Below are 20488 nucleotides of genomic sequence, written 5' to 3' on the forward strand. Positions count from 1 at the left end.
TGGTGTGTTCACTTCACCAGGGTGGCGGAGTTGATGGTGACGGGGGTGGTGGGCACGTTCTGGTGCGGGCCCTTGTTGCCGGTGGCCACGGCCTTGATCTTGTCCACCACGGCCGTGCCTTCGACCACCTTGCCGAACACGGCGTAGCCGTGGCCGTCAGGCTGGGGGGCGTTGAGCATGGCGTTGTCCTTCACGTTGATGAAGAACTGCGAGGTGGCCGAGTTGGGGTTGCTCGTGCGGGCCATCGCAATGGTGTAGGTGTCGTTCTTCAGGCCATTGTTGGCCTCCAGCGGAATCGGCGCCTTGGTGGGCTTTTGCACCATGTCGGCGATGAAGCCACCGCCCTGGATCATGAAGCCGTCCATCACCCGGTGGAACACCGTGCCGTCATAGTGCTTGTCGTTCACATAGGCCAGGAAGTTCTCGACCGTCTTGGGGGCCTTGGCCGGGTCGAGCTGCACCACGATGTCGCCCATCGAGGTGGCCAGCTTGACCTTGGGGGCGTCTTGTGCCAGCACAGGTGCTACTGAAAACATAGCTGTCAGCGCAATACTGGCAAGCGCCAGGGTCGAATTTCTTCTGGAAATCATCCAATCACTCCTTCGAAAAAGATCTGCCATTGCTGGCCGCGGCGGGCCCAATACTGTCGCTGGACCGGCCCGGTGCGGGCGCCTTCTGCGACCTCGCCGAACGTTACCACCATGGTGTCGGCCGAGTCGGTCCACCGCAGGTAGGACTTGTCCTTGAGGTGAAGTTCCCGGCCGCGCAGCGCACGTGTTTCGGCGTGCAACACCTGGGCCCACTGCTCCAGCGGCTTATTGCGTTGGCCCTGGAAGTCGGGCGCATAAAAAGCCATCAGGCGGCTGAGGTCGCCCTGGGTCTTGGCATCCCGCCAGGCGTTGAGCACCGCGTCAAACGATTTGCGCTCTGACTGGATGGCCTGGGGTGCCACCCACTGCAGCTGGCGCGCAATGACCACTGGCGTGGAGCGTGGCTCCACGGTGCGCAGGATGCGTTCAAGGTCGGGGTTGGCCAGCACCAGGCAGCCATCGGTGGCCAGCGGGGCGCGCGCAAACTGGTTGGACGGGGTGCCGTGCAGCCAGATGCCGCTGCCTGTCTTGCCGCGGCTCAGGTCCAGCGGGTTGGGATAGTTGATGGGCAGGGCGCCCACGCCGTAGAAGTCCTTGAGCGTGGCGGGGTCCAGCCGGCTGGTGATGAAGTACACGCCCAGCGGCGTGCGCTGGTCGCCCTCAAGGGATTTTTCGATACCCATCTTGCCGACCGACGCGTAGTAGTCGGCCACCAGGCGCAGGCCCTTGGCGCTGTTCTCGAACAGGTACAGGCGCGAGCGCGAGGCGTCGATGGCGATGGCGTGGCGCGAGCGGGGCGAGAGCTCCAGAAACTGCGTGGGGATCGTATTGGCCGGCGGGCGGCTGCGTTGGGCATCCACACGCTGGCGCGACTCGGTGCGCAGGTCTTCCAGCGTGGCGGCAGCCTCGATGCTGCGCACGGAATCCGGCTCCGGCAGGTCGCCCAGGCGCCGGATGGGGCGGGTGCGGGCCGTCAGCAGGTCACCCACCGCCAGTTGCGCCAGCTGAAAGTGGGGGTAGTCGCGGGCCAGGGCTTCTGCCGCGCGCAGGGCTTCGCGGCCCCGGCCTTCGGCGGTGAGCCTGTACACGGCCAGCAGGCGGGCTTCTGCCTCGCCGTCGCGCAGGTCCGCGGCCGCTGCGGGCGCCGCCTGGGCCGCGCGCTGCGCCTTCTTGCTGCCCTGCGCCAGTGCAGGGGCTGCCTGCAACAGCACAGCCATGGCGAGGGAGCCAGCCACCACCCGGTGGCTGTGTGCGAAACGGGGCACCAACATGCGCGGTATCGGTATCGGTATCGGGGTCACGAGAGCAAAAAAAACGCCCGCGCTTCGGGCGCAGGCGCGGCGGTGGAGGTCATGTCAGCCGCCTGTGGCTTCGCGGACGATGGCCCAGCGCCCATTGCTGTTGACGAGGTCGAGCGTCTTGCGGCTGGTGACATTGAGTGCATCGGCACTGTAGGCCTGGCGAAAACGTGCCGTGGCCTTGTCGCCATTGACGGAAACCGCCATGTCCGACAACTGCACGCTGATCCTGGATTTGCCCACGATGCGCGCCTCGCGCTCTTTCTCCCACGCGCTGCGCGACTGGCGGCCAGGCGGGTCGAACGATGCGTCGTACGCGGCCAGATAGGCGGTCATGTCCTTGGCCGCCCAGGCAGCGGCCCAGGCCTGGACCGCCGATGTGACGGCCTGGACGGAGGCATCGCTTGCTGCCGCAGGCGCTGGCGGGGTGGGGGCCGCTGCTGCTGCGGGAGCGGCGGCTGGTGCCGGTGCGGGTGCTGTGGCCGCTGGCGCGACGGCTGGTGCTGGTGGTGCCGTGGGTGCGGGGGGCGCAGGCCGCTGCGTGGCCACGATGCTGGGCGCTGCAGCGGGCGACGGTGCGGGCGCTGCGGCAGCGGCGCGCCCCGGTTTGCCCACGGTGTCTGCCGAAAAGAGTTCGCGGATCAGTGCCAGCTTGGGCTTGACGGAATTGGCGTTGGTGGCATCGAGCTGCAGCGCCTTGTTGTAGGCCTGGCTGGCCAGCTTGGCGTAGATGTCGCCCAGGTTCTCGTGCGCGGTGGCGTAGCTGGGGTTGGTGCGGATCGCCATCTCCAGCGCCGTGCGTGCCTTGTCCAGCTGGTTCTGGTTGGCGTAGAGCACCGCCAGATTGTTGTAGGGCTCGGGCAGCTCCGGATATTCTTCCGTGAGCTTGGTGAAGGTGGTGATGGCATCGGCAGGCTTGCCCGAATCTGCCTGCGCCACGCCACGCAGGAAGCGCAGTTGCGGGTCGCGCGGGTTGGCCGCCAGGCGCTGGTCGGCCTTGGTGAGCGCGTCGGCAGGCTTGCCGGCCTTGATGAGCTGGGTGATTTCCGCGTAGTCGTCGGCCTGGGCCGCGCCGGTGCCCAGCAGCGCAGTCAGTGCCAGCAGGCGCAGGAGGCGTGGAAGTGTGCAGCGGACTTGCTTCATGGGGACTTCAAAGGTGGGGGGCAGCGGGTGTCCCAGGCGGGGGCTTATACTGCGGCGGATTGTAGCTGAGGGGGTTGTCATGACGGTACGCTGTTGCCGCTGGTGATTTCGCAAGATAGCCCCTCGCCGGGCCAACCCCGCCCGGGGCCGCCGCCCCCCGCTGCCGGCGCCATGTTCGCCCCCCCATCAAGCCTCCGTTACTGAAATCCCATGAGTTTGCGCATCTACAACACGCTGTCGCGTGCTTTGGAAGACTTTTCTCCGCTTGAACCCGGCCATGTGCGCATGTATGTGTGCGGCATGACCATCTATGACCTGTGCCACATCGGCCACGCCCGCATGATGATGGCGTTCGACGTGGTGCAGCGCTGGCTCAAGGCCAGCGGCTACCGCGTCACCTACGTGCGCAACATCACCGACATCGACGACAAGATCATCAAGCGCGCGCTGGAGCGCGGCATCACCATCCGCCAGCTCACCGACGAGATGATTGCCGCCATGCACCAGGACATCGGCCTGCTGGGCATCGAGCCGCCTTCGGCCGAGCCCCGCGCCACCGAATATGTGCCCCAGATGCTGTCGCTCATCGGCCAGCTGGAAGGCCAAGGCCTGGCCTACCGTGCCAGCAACGGCGACGTGAACTACTCCGTGCGCAAATTCGACGGCTACGGCAAGCTCTCTGGCAAGTCGCTCGACGAGCTGCGCGCTGGCGAGCGCGTGGCAGTGCTGGACGGCAAGGAAGACCCGCTCGACTTCGTGCTGTGGAAATCCGCCAAGGCCGACGAGCCGCCCGAGGCCAAGTGGGACAGCACCTTTGGCGCGGGCCGCCCCGGCTGGCACATCGAGTGCTCGGCCATGAGCTGCGCCACGCTGGGTGAAACCTTTGACATCCACGGCGGCGGGGCAGACCTGCAGTTCCCCCACCATGAGAACGAGATCGCCCAGAGCGAAGGCGCCACCGGCAAGCCGCTGGCCAGGTTCTGGGTGCACAACGGTTTTGTGCGTGTAGACAACGAGAAGATGTCCAAGAGCTTGGGCAACTTCTTCACCATCCGTGACGTGCTCCGGCAGTACGACGCGGAGACCGTGCGTTTCTTCATCGTGCGCGCCCACTACCGCAGCGCGCTGAACTACAGCGATGCCCATCTGGACGACGCGCGCCAGGCCTTGAAGCGCCTGTACACAGCCCTGAGCCTGGTGGCGCCCGCCGATCTGGCAGGCATTGACTGGGCCGACCCCTACGCCGCCCGCTTCAAGTCCGCCATGGACGAGGATTTCGGCACCCCCGAGGCCGTGGCCGTGCTGTTTGACCTGGCCGGTGAGGTCAACAAGACCCGCTCGGCCGCGCTGGCGGGCCTGCTCAAGGCGCTGGGGGGGTGCCTGGGTATCCTGCAGGGTGACCCCAAGGCGTTTCTGCAGGCCGGGGCAGAAGTGAGCGGTGCGGACATCGAGGCGCAGATTGCCGCCCGCGCTGCCGCCAAGGCGGCCAGGAATTTCGCGGAGGCCGATCGCATCCGCCAGGCGCTGCTTGACCAGGGCATCGTGCTCAAGGACTCGCCCACGGGGACGACCTGGGAAGCTGCGCAGTGAAGCAATTTTGCATGTCAAATATGCCTTTGGCGCAGGTGGGGTAAGTGGTGGCAGCTCTCAAAAAGATAGCTGGCGATGTCGCAAGCCCGCCGCTGGAACTGGCCACGCCCGACTACTGGGCCGAGGCCTGCAAACACCTGGTCAAAAAAGACCGGGTGATGAAGCGCCTGATCCCGCAGTTCGGCGACGCCGCGCTGCAGACGCGCGGTGACGCGTTCACCACGCTGGCGCGCTCCATCGTGGGCCAGCAGGTGTCGGTGAAGGCTGCCCAGACGGTATGGGAGCGTTTTGCCGCGCTGCCCCGCAGCATGAAGCCCGCCAGCGTGCTCAAGCTCAAGATCGACGACATGCGCGCCGCCGGCCTGTCTGCCCGCAAGGTGGACTACCTGGTGGACCTGGCCATGCACTTCGAGGGTGGCAAGCTGCACGTGAAGGACTGGGCGGCCATGGATGATGAGGCCATCATTGCCGAGCTGGTGGCCATTCGCGGCATTGGCCGCTGGACCGCCGAGATGTTTCTCATTTTTTACATGATGCGACCCAACGTGCTGCCGCTGGACGACGTGGGGCTGATCAACGGCATCAGCCAGAATTATTTTTCAGGCGACCCCGTCAGCCGCAGCGATGCCCGCGAGGTGGCCGAGGCCTGGAAGCCCTGGTGCAGTGTGGCGACTTGGTATATTTGGCGCTCGCTCGACCCGTTGCCGGTGGCTTACTGACGCACCCTGACGCGCTTTACAAAACTGGCTAACCGTCGGTTACAGTGCGTGCCGTTCGTGGCAACTGCAACCGTCGCGATCCCCCAAGGAGAAAAACGTTGGCGAAAAAGACCTTTCTGGATTTCGAGCAGCCCATCGCCGAACTCGAATCCAAAATTGAAGAACTGCGCTACGTGCAGACCGAGAGTGCCGTCGATATCTCGGAAGAAATCGACCAGCTGAGCAAGAAGAGCCAGCAGCTCACCAAGGACATCTACAGCGAACTGTCGCCCTGGCAGATCACCAAGATCGCCCGCCACCCCGAGCGCCCCTACACGCTCGACTACGTGCGCGACATCTTCACCGACTTTGTCGAGCTGCACGGCGACCGCCACTACGCGGACGACCTGTCCATCGTGGGCGGCCTCGCGCGCTTCAACGGCCATGCCTGCATGGTGCTGGGCCACCAGAAGGGCCGCGACACCAAAGAGCGCGCCATGCGCAACTTCGGCATGAGCAAGCCCGAGGGCTACCGCAAGGCGCTGCGCCTGATGAAGACGGCCGAGAAGTTCAAGCTGCCCGTGTTCACGTTTGTGGACACGCCCGGCGCCTACCCTGGCATCGACGCCGAGGAGCGCGGCCAGTCCGAAGCCATCGGCCGCAACATCTTCGAGATGGCGCAGCTTGAAGTGCCCATCATCACCACCATTATTGGCGAAGGCGGCTCCGGCGGCGCACTGGCCATCAGCGTGGCCGACCAGGTCGTGATGCTGCAATACGCCATCTACTCCGTGATCAGCCCCGAAGGCTGCGCCTCCATCCTGTGGAAGACCAGCGAGAAGGCGCAGGAAGCCGCCGATGCGCTGGGCATCACCGCCCACCGCCTCAAGGCCCTGGGCCTGGTGGACAAGATCGTGAACGAACCCGTGGGCGGCGGCCACCGCGACCACAAGCAGATGGCCGCTTTCCTCAAGCGCGCACTGGGCGATGCCTTCCGCCAGGTCGCCGACCTCAAGACCAAAGACCTGCTGGACCGCCGCTATGAGCGCTTGCAGAGCTACGGCCGTTTCAACGATACGAAGGCAGACAGCCGCTGAGCGCCTGTTGGAAACGAACTGGTATCGCTCTGACGGCGGCCTTTGAAGGCCGCCGTTGCTTTTCTGGCGGCACACGGGGCCGGGCAAGCCCTCACTGGCGCACAGGTTGATACCGGATGTAACATGGCTGCAACTGCCCGCTCGGGTGGTGCAAGGGGTGTTCCATGCAGCTTCTCAAGACGCTCAAGGGTCAGATTCTCCTCGTATCGGTGGGGAGTCTGATGGCCGGGCTGATGGCCCTGACCACTGCCAACTACCTCACTGCGCGATCCCAGGCCTATGCTTCGCTCACCGCGCAGTCGCAGGCCCTGGCCCATAGCCACATCGAGGCCTTGCGCGACTGGGCTCGAAGCAAGGCAAGGGTGGTCGAGTCTGCTGTGGCGGCACTGGATGATGCCGACGCTGCCAAGCCGCTCAACATGCTGGCGAAGGCGGGTAACTTCCACACCACCTACTTCGGGTATGCGGACAAGCGCACAGTGTTCTCTGAACCGCAGAACCTGCCGCCCGACTATGACCCCACTGCACGCCCCTGGTACCAGCAGGCCGCCGGCTCCGACGCCCCGGTGCTGACCGCGCCGTATGCAGATGCCGGAGGAGCCGGGCTGGTGGTGACCTTTGCCAAGGCCGTGCGCGAAGGTGGCAACGTGAAGGCCGTGATGGCGGGTGACGTGTCGCTGGCGGACGTGGTGGCCAACGTAGCATCCATCAAGCCCACACCCTCGAGCTATGCCTTTCTGGTGGGAAGCGACGGCACCATCATTGCCCACCCCGAGGTGAAACTGGCGCTCAAGCCCGCCACGGACCTGGCGGCTGCTCTCACAGCTTCCGCGCTGGCTGATATGGCCAAACGCGCTGATCTCAACGCGCTCGATCTGCAAGGCCGCCCCGTATTGCTGACGGTGGCGCCAGTCACCGGGACGCCATGGCTACTGGCCATCGCGCTTGACCGGAGCGAGGCGCTGCGAGCCATCACCACCATGCTGCAGGTGTCTTTGGGTGCGGGCATCGTGGTGCTTCTGGTCGCCCTGGCGGTCCTGGCAGGCATTCTGTCGCAACGCCTGCGGCGGCTCACACAAGTACGTGACGCCATGCACGAAATCGGCGCAGGCGATGGAGATCTGTCGCGGCGCATCGATGCCCAGGGCCAGGACGAGCTCGCACAGATCGCCACCAGCTTCAACAGCTTTGCGGGCAAGCTCTCGGGTGTGCTGGCGCAGATCCGCGATGCCAGCAGCTCGGTGCGCGTGGCGGCCGAAGAGATCGCCACCGGCAACCATGACCTGAGCGGCCGCACCGAACTCACGGCGTCGAGCCTGGAGGAGACCTCCGCGTCCATGCAGCAGCTGACCGAAACCGTGCGCCACAATGCAGACTCTGCGCGCCAGGCGAACCAGCTGGTGGCCCAGGCGTCCAGCGTGGCGCAGCATGGTGGCCGGGTGGTGGGCAACGTGGTGACCACCATGGATCAGATCAACGCCGCGTCGCGCAAGATCAACGACATCATCGGCGTCATTGATGGCATTGCCTTCCAGACCAATATCCTCGCGCTCAATGCGGCGGTGGAGGCGGCCCGGGCCGGTGAGCAAGGTCGCGGCTTTGCGGTGGTGGCCAGTGAAGTGCGCAGTCTTGCCGGGCGCAGTGCGGAGGCTGCCAAGGAAATCAAGCAGCTCATCAGCGCATCTGTGGAACAGGTGGAAAACGGATCGCGTCTGGTGCACGATGCGGGCACCACCATGAACGAAATCGTTACCTCGGTGCAGCGCGTGACGGACATCATGGCCGAGATCACCGCGTCCACCAATGAGCAGAGCACCAGCATCAATGAGGTCGGACAGGCGGTGTCGCACCTCGACCAGATGACCCAGCAAAACGCCGCCCTGGTGGAGCAAAGCGCAGCAGCCGCGCAAAGCCTCAAAGACCAGTCCGTGCGCCTGTCGGAGGTGGTGGGAACCTTCCGCCTGTCTGCCGATGTACCCAGTCCGGGAGCACGTTCACCCGGTGCGGGCGCTTGAGGCGAGGCCGATGTCGCCATTGGCAGGGCGGCAAAGGGGCTCGCTGATAATCCCCGCCCATGCTCTCCTTCCCTGATCCTTGCTTTGGTGCCTTCAATTCGGCCCTGCTGCTGAATGCCGCCAGGGGGGCATGGGCGTGACACAAGCTTTTGACGCTGCCATGCAGGCCTTTGCGCCCGCGCTGCCCCTGGCCGTGGGGCTCAGCGGCGGGGCCGACTCCACGGCGCTGCTGCTGGCTTGCGCGCGCCGGTGGCCGGGGCAGGTGCAGGCCATCCATGTCCACCACGGCCTGCAGGCGGCGGCCGATGGCTTCGAACAGCACTGCGCCCGCTTGTGCCAGGACCTGGGGGTACCCCTGTGGGTCGAGCGGGTGGATGCCCGCCACGCGCCCGGCCAGAGCCCGGAAGATGCCGCACGGCAGGCGCGGTACAAGGCTTTTGAGGCTGTAGCGCTTGCCAGTAAAGCGCGAGTAGCTATTCAATCAATAGCGTTGGCGCAGCATGCGGACGACCAGGTCGAAACCTTGCTGCTGGCGCTGTCGCGCGGCGCGGGGGTTGCCGGGCTCGCCGCCATGCCCGCCCGGTGGGAACGCGCTGGCGTGGTCTGGCACCGCCCACTGCTGCGGGTGGCGAGCGCCGACGTCCGCAGCTGGCTGCGCCTGCAAGACCAGTCTTGGGTGGAAGACCCCACCAATGCCGACCAGCGCTACACCCGCAACCGCATCCGCGCGCAGCTGCTGCCCGCACTGGAGGCCACCTTTCCGGCGTTTCGCGAAACTTTTGCCCGCTCGGCCGCCCACGCCGCACAGTCGGTCGACCTGCTGCAAGAGATTGCGCAACAAGACCTTGCCCATGTGGGCACACCGCCGCAAATCACAGCATTGCAGGGCCTGAGCCGTGCGCGCCAGGCCAATGTAATGCGCCACTGGCTGCGCAGTGCCCACCACACGACACCCGCAGCCGCCCAGCTGGGGGAGCTGCTGGACCAGCTCGCTGCCTGCACCACACGCGGCCACCGCATTCACATCAAGGTGGGGCGGGGTTTTGTGGTCAGGGCAGGGCAACATCTCGATTGGCGGGACCCCGAGGTTTTGGCCCCCTGATTGCGCGCCGCATGCCGAGCGGGAGGGCCTCCATATCCAGATGATCCCGCTTCGGAAACCAGGAGTCGGTGGTGGATGCAAGTACGTCGAGCTGGCGGTGCGCAGCCTTCAAAAGGCATTCGCGCTGGACGAGCCAGCCGCCTGAACCCTACGATTTGCCCCTGAAAATGGGGCATAATAGCGGGATTGGAAACGTGACCGAGTGGCCGAAGGTGCTCCCCTGCTAAGGGAGTATGGGGTGTAGAGCCTCATCGAGGGTTCGAATCCCTCCGTTTCCGCCAGGACTAGCTTTCGTGCTATCAAACGAAGAGCCCGACCCCAAAAAGGTCGGGCTTTTTTTTGCCATTTTTGTGGATCATTTGGCATGGAATTGGCATGGAGTTGCATCCGTTCGCAGCGGGTTGCGGAGGCTTGTGGCACGGAATTGGCATGGCGATGCGATCACGATCGTTCGTGGCATTTGTTTGTATCGAAACTACAAGCTCTATAAGATTGCTATACGTAGTTGGACATTTGTGCGGCTATTCGCGGGTTCGACCCGTCCATCATTGCCAAGCTAAGGTTTGGCGCTCCCTTGGAGCGGCTGTATTCCCACTGCCACCGCTCTTTCGCTTCAGTTGGCTTTCTTCTCGCGCTGCGCGCAGGGTTTTAGCCGTGCCTATGCCCAGGTGAAAAGGGCCGCTGCACGCGCGACGCGTGTGGGCGATGGGGTCTTTGGATTAACGATGGAAACGATTGGTGGCAGTGCACAAGGCATGTTGCTGGATGTGCCTGAAGTGGCGCAAGTGTTAGGGTTTTCGGTTCATCAAACCAGACGGTTTTTGGCTGATCCTCCGGCAGGCTTCCCAGCTCCGCTGCGTGTGGGTGCAAGAATTTTCGTAAAACGACCGCTTTTGGCCGCGTGGGTCGCACGGGATGATTTCGCGAGTGGTCCCGCCGCACCTTCTTCGATGCGTTTGGAGTCAGAGCATGCACGTCGTCCTCGGGGGCGACCCAAGAAAAGGCAGGTGCTCTAGTGTGGCGTCTCAGAAATAAGTGTCAAATAATCTCACCAGCAGCGCGAGCGACAGAGGCCAGGATGGTGTCGGCGCTTTTGCGCCACACGAACGGCTTGGGGTCCTCGTTGTGACGGTCGATGTATGCCTGGATGGCTTGCTCCAGCTGAGCGACACTGGTGTGGGCGCTGCGCTTGATCCACTGCTCGCTGAGCTGGCTGAAGAAGCGCTCGACCAGATTGAGCCAGGACGCGGAAGTTGGCGTGAAGTGAACGTGATAGCGGGGATGGGCTGCTAGCCACGCCCGCACGGCCTGCGTCTTGTGCGTGCCGTAGTTGTCCATGATCAGGTGGATGTTTTGGTCGCCCGGCACCTGTGCATCAATGGCTTTGAGGAACTGCAGGAATTCTAGGCTGCGGTGACGGCGCTTGAGCTGTTCGATGACTTTGCCAGTGGCCACATCCAGCGCTGCGAACAGCGACGTTGTGCCGTGACGCTTGTAGTCGTGCGTGCGCGTGCTGGGTTTGCCAAACGTCAGTGGCAACCCTGGCTGGGTGCGATCCAGGGCCTGGATCTGGCTCTTCTCGTCCACGCACAGCACCAAGGCGCGATCAGGTGGTGCCATATACAGCCCCACCACATCGCGCACCTTGTCCATGAAATGAGGATCAGTGGACAGCTTGAAGGTCTCCTGCAAATGCGGCTTCAGACCAAACGCATGCCAGATGCGTTGCACCGTCGCCGGTGATACGCCCGCCTCTCGGCTCATCTGGCGCACGCTCCAGTGCGTGGCGTTGGTAGGCCTGCTGTGACGAACCTTGTCCACGATGTGCTGAACCCGCTCATCTCCCACACTGCGGGGGCGGCCCGTGCGCGGTGCATCGGTCAAACCCGCCAGGCGGTACGCCTGGTAGCGCCGCCGCCACTTGGAGACGGTTTGCACCGTCGTTCCCAAGCGCTGGGCAATCACAGTGCCCGACTCTCCATCCGCGCAGCCCAGCACAATTCGCATGCGCAGCTTCTCGTCTGCTGGCGCCTTGCGTACGCGCAAGCGCGCCTGGAGCTCTTGGCGCTCGGCATCGGTGATCTGCAGCTTCGTGGCGGGGCGTCCAGTGTGGGCCATCGGCGTAGTCTCCTCCAAGGAAACTCCTGGGATCAACACTCGTCGAAATAATTCCAATTACTTCTGAGACGCCACACTAGGGTAGGGCCGAACTACTCCTTTGCGAATCAACCCTTTACATGCCCCCCCCCCGACTAAACTGCACGTAAGTTCTTACAGATGCCGTTTTGACTCTGAACAGGTGCTTATTCAATCAATCGCCACTGCCGCCAATAGCTTTTTCAGAGTCCAAGCATCTAGTTTCTGAAAAGTAGAGCTCGAACCTTGCGTTGTCAAATCCATGCTGCACAGAAGCTCTCGGACTCAAATATCAACACGTGACCAAGGTTCCGGCGCCGGTTCGATCAGTTTTACCAGTTGCCCTGCAAAGACCTTTCAAACCTCGGATGGCAGCACCACACCGGGGCGTAGCGTGCCCGAGCACTGCCACATCGTCGGGGCCGTCGCACATTGTCTGATTGCGCTCTACCCGCCAGCGTTGCAAAGTGCTCTTTTCCCACCTGATGCAGCCTTTGCCGCAGCCTGCCACGACATTGGCAAGGTCAGCCCCAGCTTTGTGGAAAAGCTGCGCCGCCACTGCACCAGCGGCGCGGAACACATTCCCCAACAAGCGATTGCGCCAGAACTTGAAAAGCAATGGGGTGGCCATGCGGGCGTGAGCCAGGCAGCGGCCAAAGCACTGGGCGCACCAGCGTGGATTCCTGAAATCGTCGGGCAGCATCACGGGTTTTCGCCCCAGTTGGGCGGCAAGCACGCCGATGCCGAGGTGTTTGGCGGCAGTGCCTGGCAGGCGCAACGCGCTGCGCTGGTGCAAGAACTCCAGCAGCGCCTGGGCATGAAATGGCCCCACATTGCCAGTGCAGCGCAGGCGCGCTTGGTGGCGGGCCTGACCAGCGTGGCCGACTGGATAGGCTCGGGGCGCCACTTTGAAGACCCAACCCAGCCTTGGCAGGGCCTGATCGACACCGCCTTGCGCGAAGCCGGATGGATGGCCCCCAGCTACCGGCCAGGGCTGGGGTTTGCCGATGTCTTCGGCTTTGCCCCCCGCGCCGCGCAGCAGCAGTTTCTAGAGGCTGCACAGCGCCCGGGCGTTTATGTGCTGGAGGCGCCCATGGGCCTGGGCAAAACCGAAGCCGCGCTGTATGCGGCCTACCAAATGCTCGATGGTGGGCAGGCCAGCGGCATTTACTTTGCCCTGCCTACGCAACTGACCTCCAACAAAATCCACGAGCGCTTTAACGCATTTTTAAGCCGCATCCTTGCGCCTGAGTGCCCGCACCGCAGCGCCTTGCTGCTGCACGGCAAAGCCTGGCTGCAACAAACGGACATGGGGGAAGAAGGCCGCCCCGGCGGCGCGTGGTTTCACCAGGCCAAACGCGGTCTGCTGGCACCGTTTGCCGTGGGCACCATTGACCAGGCCTTGATGGCGGCCATGAACGTCAAGCACGGCTTTGTGCGCGCCTTTGGCCTGGCGGGCAAAGTGGTGATCTTGGACGAAGTGCATACCTACGACGCCTACACCGGCACCTTGCTCGATGCCTTGGTGGCCTTGCTGCGCAGCCTGCACTGCACCGTCATCATCTTGAGCGCTACCCTCAGCCAAGAGCGGCGATCGCACCTGCTGCAAGCACCCTTGCACAGCCAGGCTTATCCGTTGATCACCGCCCTACAAAACACAGCCGATGTACCCACAGTGCAGGAATACCCCGTGGCGCCGCCACCGTCCACCCAGGTTGAGGTACGACTGCTGGACGACGAGGCCTGCGCACTCCAGGAAGCCCTCGACCGCGCGGCACAAGGCCAGCAGGTGCTGTGGATAGAAAACACCGTTGATGCCGCCCAGCAGCGCTACCTTGACCTCGCCGCCCGTGCGCAAGAGCTGGGTATAGCCTGCGGCCTGCTGCACTCACGCTTTACCGCCTCGGATCGGCAAAACATTGAAGACCGATGGGTGAACCTGTTTGGCAAACCGGGCTGGCCGCAGCGCGCAGCGCAGGGGCGCATTCTGGTGGGCACGCAGGTGCTGGAGCAATCGCTGGACATCGATGCCGACTTTCTCGTCACTGCCTTTGCTCCCACCGATATGCTGCTGCAGCGCCTGGGGCGGCTGTGGCGGCACTTTGAGACCCCGCGCGCCAGCACGGCAACGTGTAGCGCGTGGCTGCTGGCCCCGGCCTTGGAGCCCGCCGTGGCCCAGCCCCTGCAAGCCTTTGGTGCGAGTGCGTTTGTTTATGCACCCTACGTGCTGTGCCGCAGCTTGCAGGTGTGGCAAACACTGCAACACATCGCTTTGCCCGGCGATATTCGCCCGCTGATTGAAGCCACCTACGCCAGCCGTGACGAAGAAGGCGCCATGGCCCGCTGGCTGCATGAGCTGGAGCATGGCACGCCGCGCACCCCGGGCAGGCCCGAGCGCAAAGGCCGTCAAGCCCTGCGCCAACTCGCCCGCGTTGGCGTGGCGCAAGACGGCAAAACCTTGCCCGATGTGGACGCGCAAACCCGCTACAGCGACAGCGAAAGCCACGAAGTGCTGCTGCTGCGCCGCGTGGACTACGACAGCACTAGCCACACCACCCACCTGACCTTGCTCGACGGCAGCACCTTGGCCCTGCCCACCCAGCGCCACCGCCTCGACAAACAGGCGTGGAAAGCCCTCACGGCGCAACTCATGCAGCAGCAGGTGCCCGTGCGCGCCGCCGACGCGCCGCTGCCACTGGCGCGCAGCCAGTGGCAAAAGCTGGGCTTAGGTCACTGCTTTTATTTGGGGGACGACACCTGGCCAGACGATGTAAGCGTCTTGCGCCTGTGCCTGGTGGATGATGCAAGCCAACTGCAGGGCCTGCATGGCGCTACGGTGCATGAGCGCCACCGCCTGGAATACCGCACCGACCTGGGGTATCGCCGGGTCAAAAACGACACCTGAAGTAGAGAAGGAGCACAGACACGATGGAGCGACGATTCAACCTGATTGATGAACCCTGGCTACCCATCGTGGATGTCGGGCGGGTGAGTTTGCGGCAGGTTTTCAGCGAACCCTCTTACCGCGCGCTGGGCGGCAACCCGGTACAAAAAATCGCCTTGATGAAGCTGCTGCTGGCCATTGCCCAGGCCGCCTGCACGCCCGAGGACGAAGCGCAGTGGCAGGCCCTGGGCGCGGCAGGATTGGCACAGCGCTGCCTGGCCTATCTGGAGCAATGGCACGAGCGGTTTTTTCTGTGTGGCGACCAGCCGTTTTTGCAGATGCCAGCGATTGCAGGGGCGCAAAAGCAAAGTTACGGTGCCGTGCAGCCGGAAATATCGACCGGCAACACCACCGTGCTGAACCACAGCCAAGTGAGCCGCCCACCCAGCGACGCCGACAAAGCCCTGCTGCTGGTCGTTTTGATGGGCTTTGCCTTGGGTGGCAAGAAAACGGACAACAGCATCACCCTCACCCCTGGCTACCCAGGGAAAAGCAACGACAAAGGCAAGCCCTCGACCGGCAAACCTGGCCCTGCCGTTGCCCACATGGGGCTGTTGCACAGCTTTCTTTTGAGCAACGACCTGTGGCACAGCCTGTGGCTCAACCTCTTGAGCCAGGAACAAATTGCCGCTGCCAAGGTGTTTCCCGCTGGCGTGGGCACCGCGCCTTGGGAAGTGATGCCCACGGGCGAAGCCTGCACCACCGCCCAGCAGTTACAGCAATCGCTCATGGGGCGGCTGGTGCCGCTGTGCCGCTTTTGCTTGCTTCAAAGCGATGGCCTGCATTATTCCGAAGGGCTGGCACATGCCGACTACAACGGCGGCATGGCCGACCCCACCGCCACGGTGGACCACGCTAGCAAAAAAGCCCGCGCCCTGTGGGCCAACCCAGAAAAGCGCCCATGGCGCGAACTCACGGCCTTGCTGGGCCTGTTTGCACAGCAAAAAAGCCGAGGCTTCCAATGCTGGCAAATCGATGTGGGCTTGCAGCGCACCAGCATCGCCAGCCCAAGCTTTGCCGTGTGGTCGGGCGGCTTGCGCGTCAGCAGCAATGCGGGCGAGCAATACGCCTCGGGCAGCGACGATTTTGTGGAGTCGCAAGTCTGGTTGCACAGCAGCATGTTGGGGGACATCTGGTTTGCCCAATTGCAGGCCGAAATGAACTCATTGGACGACCTGGCCAAGGCCGTGTACGGCTGCGTCATGGGCTATTTCAAGGCGCAATTGGTCGATGGCAAAAAAATGGCCGAACAAGCCAGCCACCATTTCTGGCAATTGTGCGAACGCGACTTCCAAACCCTGCTGGAGCACTGCGAAAGCGGCGAAGCACACGCCGCCATGCGCCGGCGCTTGCGTCTGGGCTTTGCCGGGTATGCCCAGCAAGCCTTTGACCGCCACTGCCCCCAAGACACCGCACGCCAGCTCGACGCCTGGGCACAGCACCGCCCCAAGCTCGGCAAATACTTGAAACAGGAGGATTGAACTGTGCCGCCACCCACCCCCCCCACCAGCAGCCGCGAAGCGCGCTTTGTGGCCTCGGTGCTGCAACGCACCCAGCAGGACAAAGGCCTGGCCGCGCGCCTGCGCCGTGCCGACAACCCCGCCACCGAATATCAAAGCTGGGAGTTTCTGGCCGACTGGGGCATCAACCTGGAGGACGAAGCCCAGCGCCTGCCCTTTACGCTTGTCGCAGCTGCCATGGCCAAAGCCAAGGCGGCGCACAACGGCAACCTGAAACTGGGCCAGGCCATGGCGGCCTGCTACAGCGACGGTGCCAAAAGCGACCAGGCAAAGCCAAACTGCGCCGCGTTTTGGCCTGCGACGACGTGCCAGAGCTGTGCCGCATCCTGCGCCCCGTGCTGGCGCTGATTGACAGCCGCGTCCCCCAGCCGCTGGACTACATCCGCTTGCTGCAACAACTGCACCGCTTTGCCTGGGATGCGCAAAAAATCAAAAGCCAGTGGGCGCAAGAGTTCTATGGCCGCACCGTGGAAGATGCCCCCGCTGAGGAGGCTGCATGAACCTGACTGCCAGTGTTTTGCAGCTTGACCGCACCGCCGTGCAGGCGCTGCGCGTGACCGACGCCTACTCCCTGCACCGCGTGGTGTACAGCCTGTTTGACGATGTGCGCAGCGACGCTGAAAAAGCCGCCAGCCACGCCAGCGGCATCCTCTACGCCGACCAAGGGGGCGACTTTCAGCACCGCACGATCTTACTGCTCTCTGATAGGCCACCAGCACCACACATTGATGGCCGGTACGGCACGGTGCGCAGCCGCCCCATTGCCGAAGACTTTTTGGCGCACCCGCGCTACCGCTTCAAAGTCATCGTCAACCCCACCCGGCGCGACAGCGCCAGCGGCAAGTTGCTGCCAGTGAAAGGCCGCGAGGCTGTGGCGCAATGGTTTTTGCAGCGCGGCGCGCAAAGCTGGGGCTTTGAAGCCAGCCCCGAGCACCTGCAAATCGACAAGCTGCAAGTGCTGCAATTCAAAGACAAGGCGCAGCGCCCCGTCACCCTGGCCCAAGCCCATGTGCAAGGGCAGCTCATCGTTACCGACCGCGCGCAGTTTCAGCACAGCTTCAGCCACGGCATAGGCCGGGGCCGGGCTTTTGGCTGCGGCCTGCTGCAAATCGTCCCTTTTGTTGACCACCCCTTTGCCTGAATCTTGGCCTGAACCCGGAGACATTGACCATGCCCCACGCTTACCAAAACACCCGCATCGAGTTCCACATCCTGCAATCCTTCCCCGTCACCTGCCTGAACCGCGACGACGTGGGTGCGCCCAAAACTGCCGTGGTCGGCGGCGTGACCCGCGCACGCGTCAGCTCGCAATGCTGGAAGCGCCAGGTGCGCCTGGCCATGCCCGGGTTTGGCGTGAAGCTGGCCACGCGCACCAAGCAGGCCGCCAGCCTCTTTGCCAAGGCCTGCCAGCAAGCTGGTGCCACAGAAAGCCAGGCCCAGGAGTGCGGCACAAAACTGGCAGAACTTATCGTGGACGACACCTTGCTGTTCATCAGCGACAGCGAAGCCAGCGCCTTTGCCGCCTATGCGCAAGACAACGGCTTTGACGCCAGCAAATTCAAAGACAAAGAGCTGGCCAAAATCGCCAAAAAAGCCCTCAACCCTGCGCTGGACGCCCTGGACATTGCCCTGTTTGGCCGCATGGTGGCCAAAGCCGCCGACATGAACGTCGAAGCCGCCGCCTCTTTTGCCCACGCCATCTCCACGCACCGCGTGAGCAACGAAGTGGAATTTTTCACGGCGCTGGACGACCTGCAGGAGGAACCCGGCTCGGCCCACATGGGCAGCTTGGAATTCAACTCGGCCACCTACTACCGCTATGTGAGCCTGGATTTGGGCCAACTGGCGCACAGCCTGGGCATTGCAGACAGCGGCAACACCGACGACCTGAAAAAAGCCATTGCCGCCTTTACCCAGGCGCTGTTTGTCGCCGTGCCCAATGCGCGCCAAACCACCCAGTCGGGCGCATCGCCCTGGGAATTTGCGCGCGTGCTGGTACGCCAAGGCCAGCGCTTGCAAGTGCCGTTTGAAAAGCCCGTCAAGGCCAGCGGCGAAGGCTTTTTGCAGCCCAGCGTGCAAGAGCTGAAAGCCTATCTGGACAAAAAGGAAAAACTCAGCGGCTCGCTGTTTGGCAAGCTGGCTGCCTACGACTGGGGCGAGGACGACCACTTCAGCATCGATGCGCTGATTGCCGCCCTGCAAAGCCATGTGCAGTGAGGCAAGGCATGGCCAACCCTTATCTGTTGCTCTGGCTGGAGGCGCCCTTGCAGGCCTGGGGGCACGACTCCAAGTTTGGGCGCCGCGATAGCCTGGACTTTCCTACCAAATCGGGCGTGCTGGGCCTGCTGTGCTGCGCGCGCGGTGCCCGTGGCCTGCAAACCGAGTGGCTGGCCGCATGGGCCGACCTGGACATGCACACCGTGGCCTATGTGCCGCGCAATGCCCAAGGCCAGCCCTTGCCCCGCCTGCCGCTGCTGCGCGACTTTCAAATGGTGGGCAGCGGCTACGACGACCAAGACCCGTGGCAAACCCTGCTCATCCCGAAAAAAAGCGATGGCGGCAAAGCTGTGGGTGGCGGCACCAAAATGACCTACCGCTACTACCTGCAAGACATGGCCTATGCCGTGGCGCTGCAAGCCCCTGCGGCACTGGCCCCAGAAGCCGCCGCCGCCCTGCAAGCGCCGGTGTGGGACTTGTACCTGGGGCGTAAAAACTGCGTGCCCACCGAGTTCATCTACCAGGGCCTGTTCGACAGTGCCGATGCCGCCTTGCAAGCAGGCGCAGCCTTGGCGCAGGCCAAGGAACGCGCTTTTGCCCTGCGCATCTTGCAAGGCGAGCACGAGGGCGAGGTGCTCACCCTCAACGACGTGCCGCTGCAACTGGGCACACACAAAACCTACCGCGACCGGCGCGTCAGTGTGCAGCGCTGGGATGCCAGCGCGCAGGAGCCGTAACGCCATGGCCACCGGACAGCGCCTGCTGGTGAAAATCACCCGCGAATCCTTGCCACAGGTGAAAGACAAATACCCCTTCATCTACCTGGAGCGCGGGCGGCTGGAGGTGGACGACAGCAGCGTGAAATGGATTGATGCCGACAACCACGTCGTTCCCCTGCCGGTAGCCACCCTCAATGCCCTGCTGCTGGGGCCGGGCACCACCATCACGCACGAGGCCGTCAAGGCGGCCACTGCTGCCAACTGCCCGGTGTGCTGGGTGGGCGAGGACAGCCTGCTGTTTTACGCCGCAGGTTTTTTGCCCACGGCAGACACCCGCAACCTGAAGCTTCAAATCACCTTGTCTGCCGACCCGGTGAAATCTGTGGAAGTAGCGCGGCGCATGTTTGCACGGCGCTTTCCAGATGCCGATCTGGCGGGCAAAACGCTGCCCGAAATGATGGGCATGGAAGGCAACCGGGTGCGCCGCCTGTACGAAGAAAAGGCACTGCACTACCAGGTCGGCTGGAAAGGCCGCAGCTTCACCCCCGGCAAATTTGAAGCCAGCGACCTGACCAACCAAATCCTCACGGCCACCAATGCCGCGCTGTACGGCATCTTGAGTTCTGCCCTGCACAGCATGGGCTATTCGCCGCACATCGGCTTTATCCACTCGGGCAGCCCGCTGCCGTTTGTGTACGACCTGGCCGATTTGTACAAGGAGGAGCTGTGCATTGACCTCGCCTTTGCCCTCACCCGCGATTTGGCGGGCCGCTACGACAAGCACAAAGTGGCGGCACGGTTCAGGCAGCGGGTGATCGACATGGACTTGCTGGCCAAGGTGGGCGAGGACGTGATTGCCATGCTGGGGACGGGCCGTGCTCATCGTTATCGCAAATGATCTGCCACCCGCCGTGCGCGGGCGCATGAAGCTGTGGTTCATTGAACCCAGGCCCAACGTGTTTGTCTCCGGCATCAAAGACTCGGTGGCCACCACGGTGGTGGAGTACCTTTACCAGCATTGCCCGCCAGAGTCTGGCGTGCTGCTGATCAAGTCTATTTCCCACGCCCCGGGATTTGAAATCCGCACCATTGGCCCGCCACGCAAGCCCACCATTCAGATTTCGGGATTGGAGCTGATCATCGAAACCCTTAAATCGGGTTAACACACTACCGGTAGTGTTTTCGGCGTTCCTAGACACTACCTGTCAGGGTCTTCCCCACGCCCGTGGGGGTGTTTCTGCCCAGGTAGTCCTTTGCCTCGCGGATGGCCTGTATTCCCCACGCCCGTGGGGGTGTTTCCGCCATCGCCCGCGAGCTGCTGGGCACACATCAGTCTTCCCCACGCCCGTGGGAGTGTTTCTCTCACGCCTTGCGTCCTCTCTCTGCGCTCCACGTCTTCCCCACGCCCGTGGGGGTGTT

18 protein-coding genes and 1 tRNA gene are annotated in these 20488 nt (G+C 63.5%); 15 read left to right on the plus strand and 4 right to left on the minus strand.

The genetic code is table 11. From position 1 onward, the window contains the following. Positions 1–8: 8 nt before the first annotated feature. The 3 genes from KYG_RS02725 to KYG_RS02735 form a co-directional block, all read right to left on the minus strand. Complete coding sequence (locus KYG_RS02725; RefSeq protein ID WP_008903290.1) at positions 9–590, minus strand: peptidylprolyl isomerase; 582 nt, start codon at positions 588–590, stop codon at positions 9–11. After that, complete coding sequence (locus tag KYG_RS02730; protein ID WP_008903291.1) at positions 587–1861, minus strand: L,D-transpeptidase family protein; 1275 nt, start codon at positions 1859–1861, stop codon at positions 587–589. Before KYG_RS02730 ends, KYG_RS02725 begins: the two co-directional genes overlap by 4 nt. An 84-nt stretch (positions 1862–1945) precedes the next feature. After that, complete coding sequence (locus KYG_RS02735) at positions 1946–3031, minus strand: tetratricopeptide repeat protein (RefSeq protein ID WP_008903292.1); 1086 nt, start codon at positions 3029–3031, stop codon at positions 1946–1948. 210 nt (positions 3032–3241) lie between these two features. Here KYG_RS02735 and cysS point away from each other — a divergent pair, with 210 nt between their 5' ends. From cysS to KYG_RS02765, 6 genes are all read left to right on the plus strand, one after another. After that, on the plus strand, positions 3242–4621 hold the full coding sequence (cysS, locus tag KYG_RS02740) for a cysteine--tRNA ligase (protein ID WP_008903293.1): 1380 nt from the start codon (positions 3242–3244) through the stop codon (positions 4619–4621). A gap of 47 nt (positions 4622–4668) precedes the next feature. After that, a complete protein-coding gene (locus KYG_RS02745) occupies positions 4669–5340 on the plus strand; it encodes a DNA-3-methyladenine glycosylase (protein ID WP_008903294.1) in 672 nt (223 codons plus the stop codon). Positions 5341–5438: 98 nt separating this feature from the next. Continuing rightward, entirely contained in the window at positions 5439–6416 is a 978-nt protein-coding gene (locus KYG_RS02750) for an acetyl-CoA carboxylase carboxyltransferase subunit alpha (protein ID WP_008903295.1), read from the plus strand. Between the two features lie 164 nt (positions 6417–6580). Continuing rightward, on the plus strand, positions 6581–8431 hold the full coding sequence (locus KYG_RS02755; RefSeq protein ID WP_008903296.1) for a methyl-accepting chemotaxis protein: 1851 nt from the start codon (positions 6581–6583) through the stop codon (positions 8429–8431). Positions 8432–8567: 136 nt separating this feature from the next. After that, positions 8568–9533: a tRNA lysidine(34) synthetase TilS gene (gene tilS / locus KYG_RS02760; protein WP_034692859.1), complete on the plus strand. Its 966-nt coding sequence runs from the start codon at positions 8568–8570 to the stop codon at positions 9531–9533. 188 nt (positions 9534–9721) lie between these two features. Then, positions 9722–9814, plus strand: a tRNA-Ser gene (locus tag KYG_RS02765). Between the two features lie 757 nt (positions 9815–10571). Here the strand turns inward: KYG_RS02765 and KYG_RS02770 are convergent. Then, on the minus strand, positions 10572–11651 hold the full coding sequence (locus KYG_RS02770; RefSeq protein ID WP_008903298.1) for an IS630 family transposase: 1080 nt from the start codon (positions 11649–11651) through the stop codon (positions 10572–10574). 280 nt (positions 11652–11931) lie between these two features. Between KYG_RS02770 and cas3 the strand changes: the two genes are divergently transcribed. Genes cas3 through cas2e form a run of 9 tightly spaced genes read left to right on the plus strand, consistent with a single transcriptional unit; the run spans position 11932 to position 20232 of the window. Beyond that, positions 11932–14574: a CRISPR-associated helicase Cas3' gene (cas3, locus tag KYG_RS02775; RefSeq protein ID WP_034692854.1), complete on the plus strand. Its 2643-nt coding sequence runs from the start codon at positions 11932–11934 to the stop codon at positions 14572–14574. A 23-nt stretch (positions 14575–14597) separates the two neighbouring features. After that, positions 14598–16094 carry a type I-E CRISPR-associated protein Cse1/CasA gene (gene casA, locus KYG_RS02780; RefSeq protein WP_008903300.1) on the plus strand — a complete coding sequence of 499 codons (1497 nt, stop codon included), beginning with the start codon at positions 14598–14600 and terminating at the stop codon, positions 16092–16094. A 3-nt stretch (positions 16095–16097) separates the two neighbouring features. Beyond that, on the plus strand, positions 16098–16481 hold the full coding sequence (locus tag KYG_RS25430; protein ID WP_008903301.1) for a type I-E CRISPR-associated protein Cse2/CasB: 384 nt from the start codon (positions 16098–16100) through the stop codon (positions 16479–16481). Further along, positions 16370–16633 (plus strand): type I-E CRISPR-associated protein Cse2/CasB, encoded by a 264-nt coding sequence (gene casB, locus KYG_RS25435; protein ID WP_369749716.1) that lies wholly within the window; start codon positions 16370–16372, stop codon positions 16631–16633. The genes KYG_RS25430 and casB overlap by 112 nt, the downstream gene beginning before the upstream one ends. Then, entirely contained in the window at positions 16630–17274 is a 645-nt protein-coding gene (gene cas6e, locus KYG_RS02790; RefSeq protein WP_008903303.1) for a type I-E CRISPR-associated protein Cas6/Cse3/CasE, read from the plus strand. Before casB ends, cas6e begins: the two co-directional genes overlap by 4 nt. Before the next feature lie 29 nt (positions 17275–17303). After that, positions 17304–18350 carry a type I-E CRISPR-associated protein Cas7/Cse4/CasC gene (cas7e, locus tag KYG_RS02795; protein WP_008903304.1) on the plus strand — a complete coding sequence of 349 codons (1047 nt, stop codon included), beginning with the start codon at positions 17304–17306 and terminating at the stop codon, positions 18348–18350. An 8-nt stretch (positions 18351–18358) separates the two neighbouring features. Beyond that, on the plus strand, positions 18359–19087 hold the full coding sequence (cas5e, locus tag KYG_RS02800; RefSeq protein WP_008903305.1) for a type I-E CRISPR-associated protein Cas5/CasD: 729 nt from the start codon (positions 18359–18361) through the stop codon (positions 19085–19087). 4 nt (positions 19088–19091) lie between these two features. Next, positions 19092–19967 (plus strand): type I-E CRISPR-associated endonuclease Cas1e, encoded by an 876-nt coding sequence (cas1e, locus tag KYG_RS02805; RefSeq protein WP_008903306.1) that lies wholly within the window; start codon positions 19092–19094, stop codon positions 19965–19967. Continuing rightward, entirely contained in the window at positions 19945–20232 is a 288-nt protein-coding gene (gene cas2e, locus KYG_RS02810) for a type I-E CRISPR-associated endoribonuclease Cas2e (protein WP_085942480.1), read from the plus strand. The genes cas1e and cas2e overlap by 23 nt, the downstream gene beginning before the upstream one ends. The last annotated feature ends 256 nt before the right edge of the window (positions 20233–20488 follow it).

It is taken from the genome of Acidovorax sp. NO-1 (genome assembly GCF_000238595.1).
Lineage (GTDB): Bacteria > Pseudomonadota > Gammaproteobacteria > Burkholderiales > Burkholderiaceae_C > Acidovorax.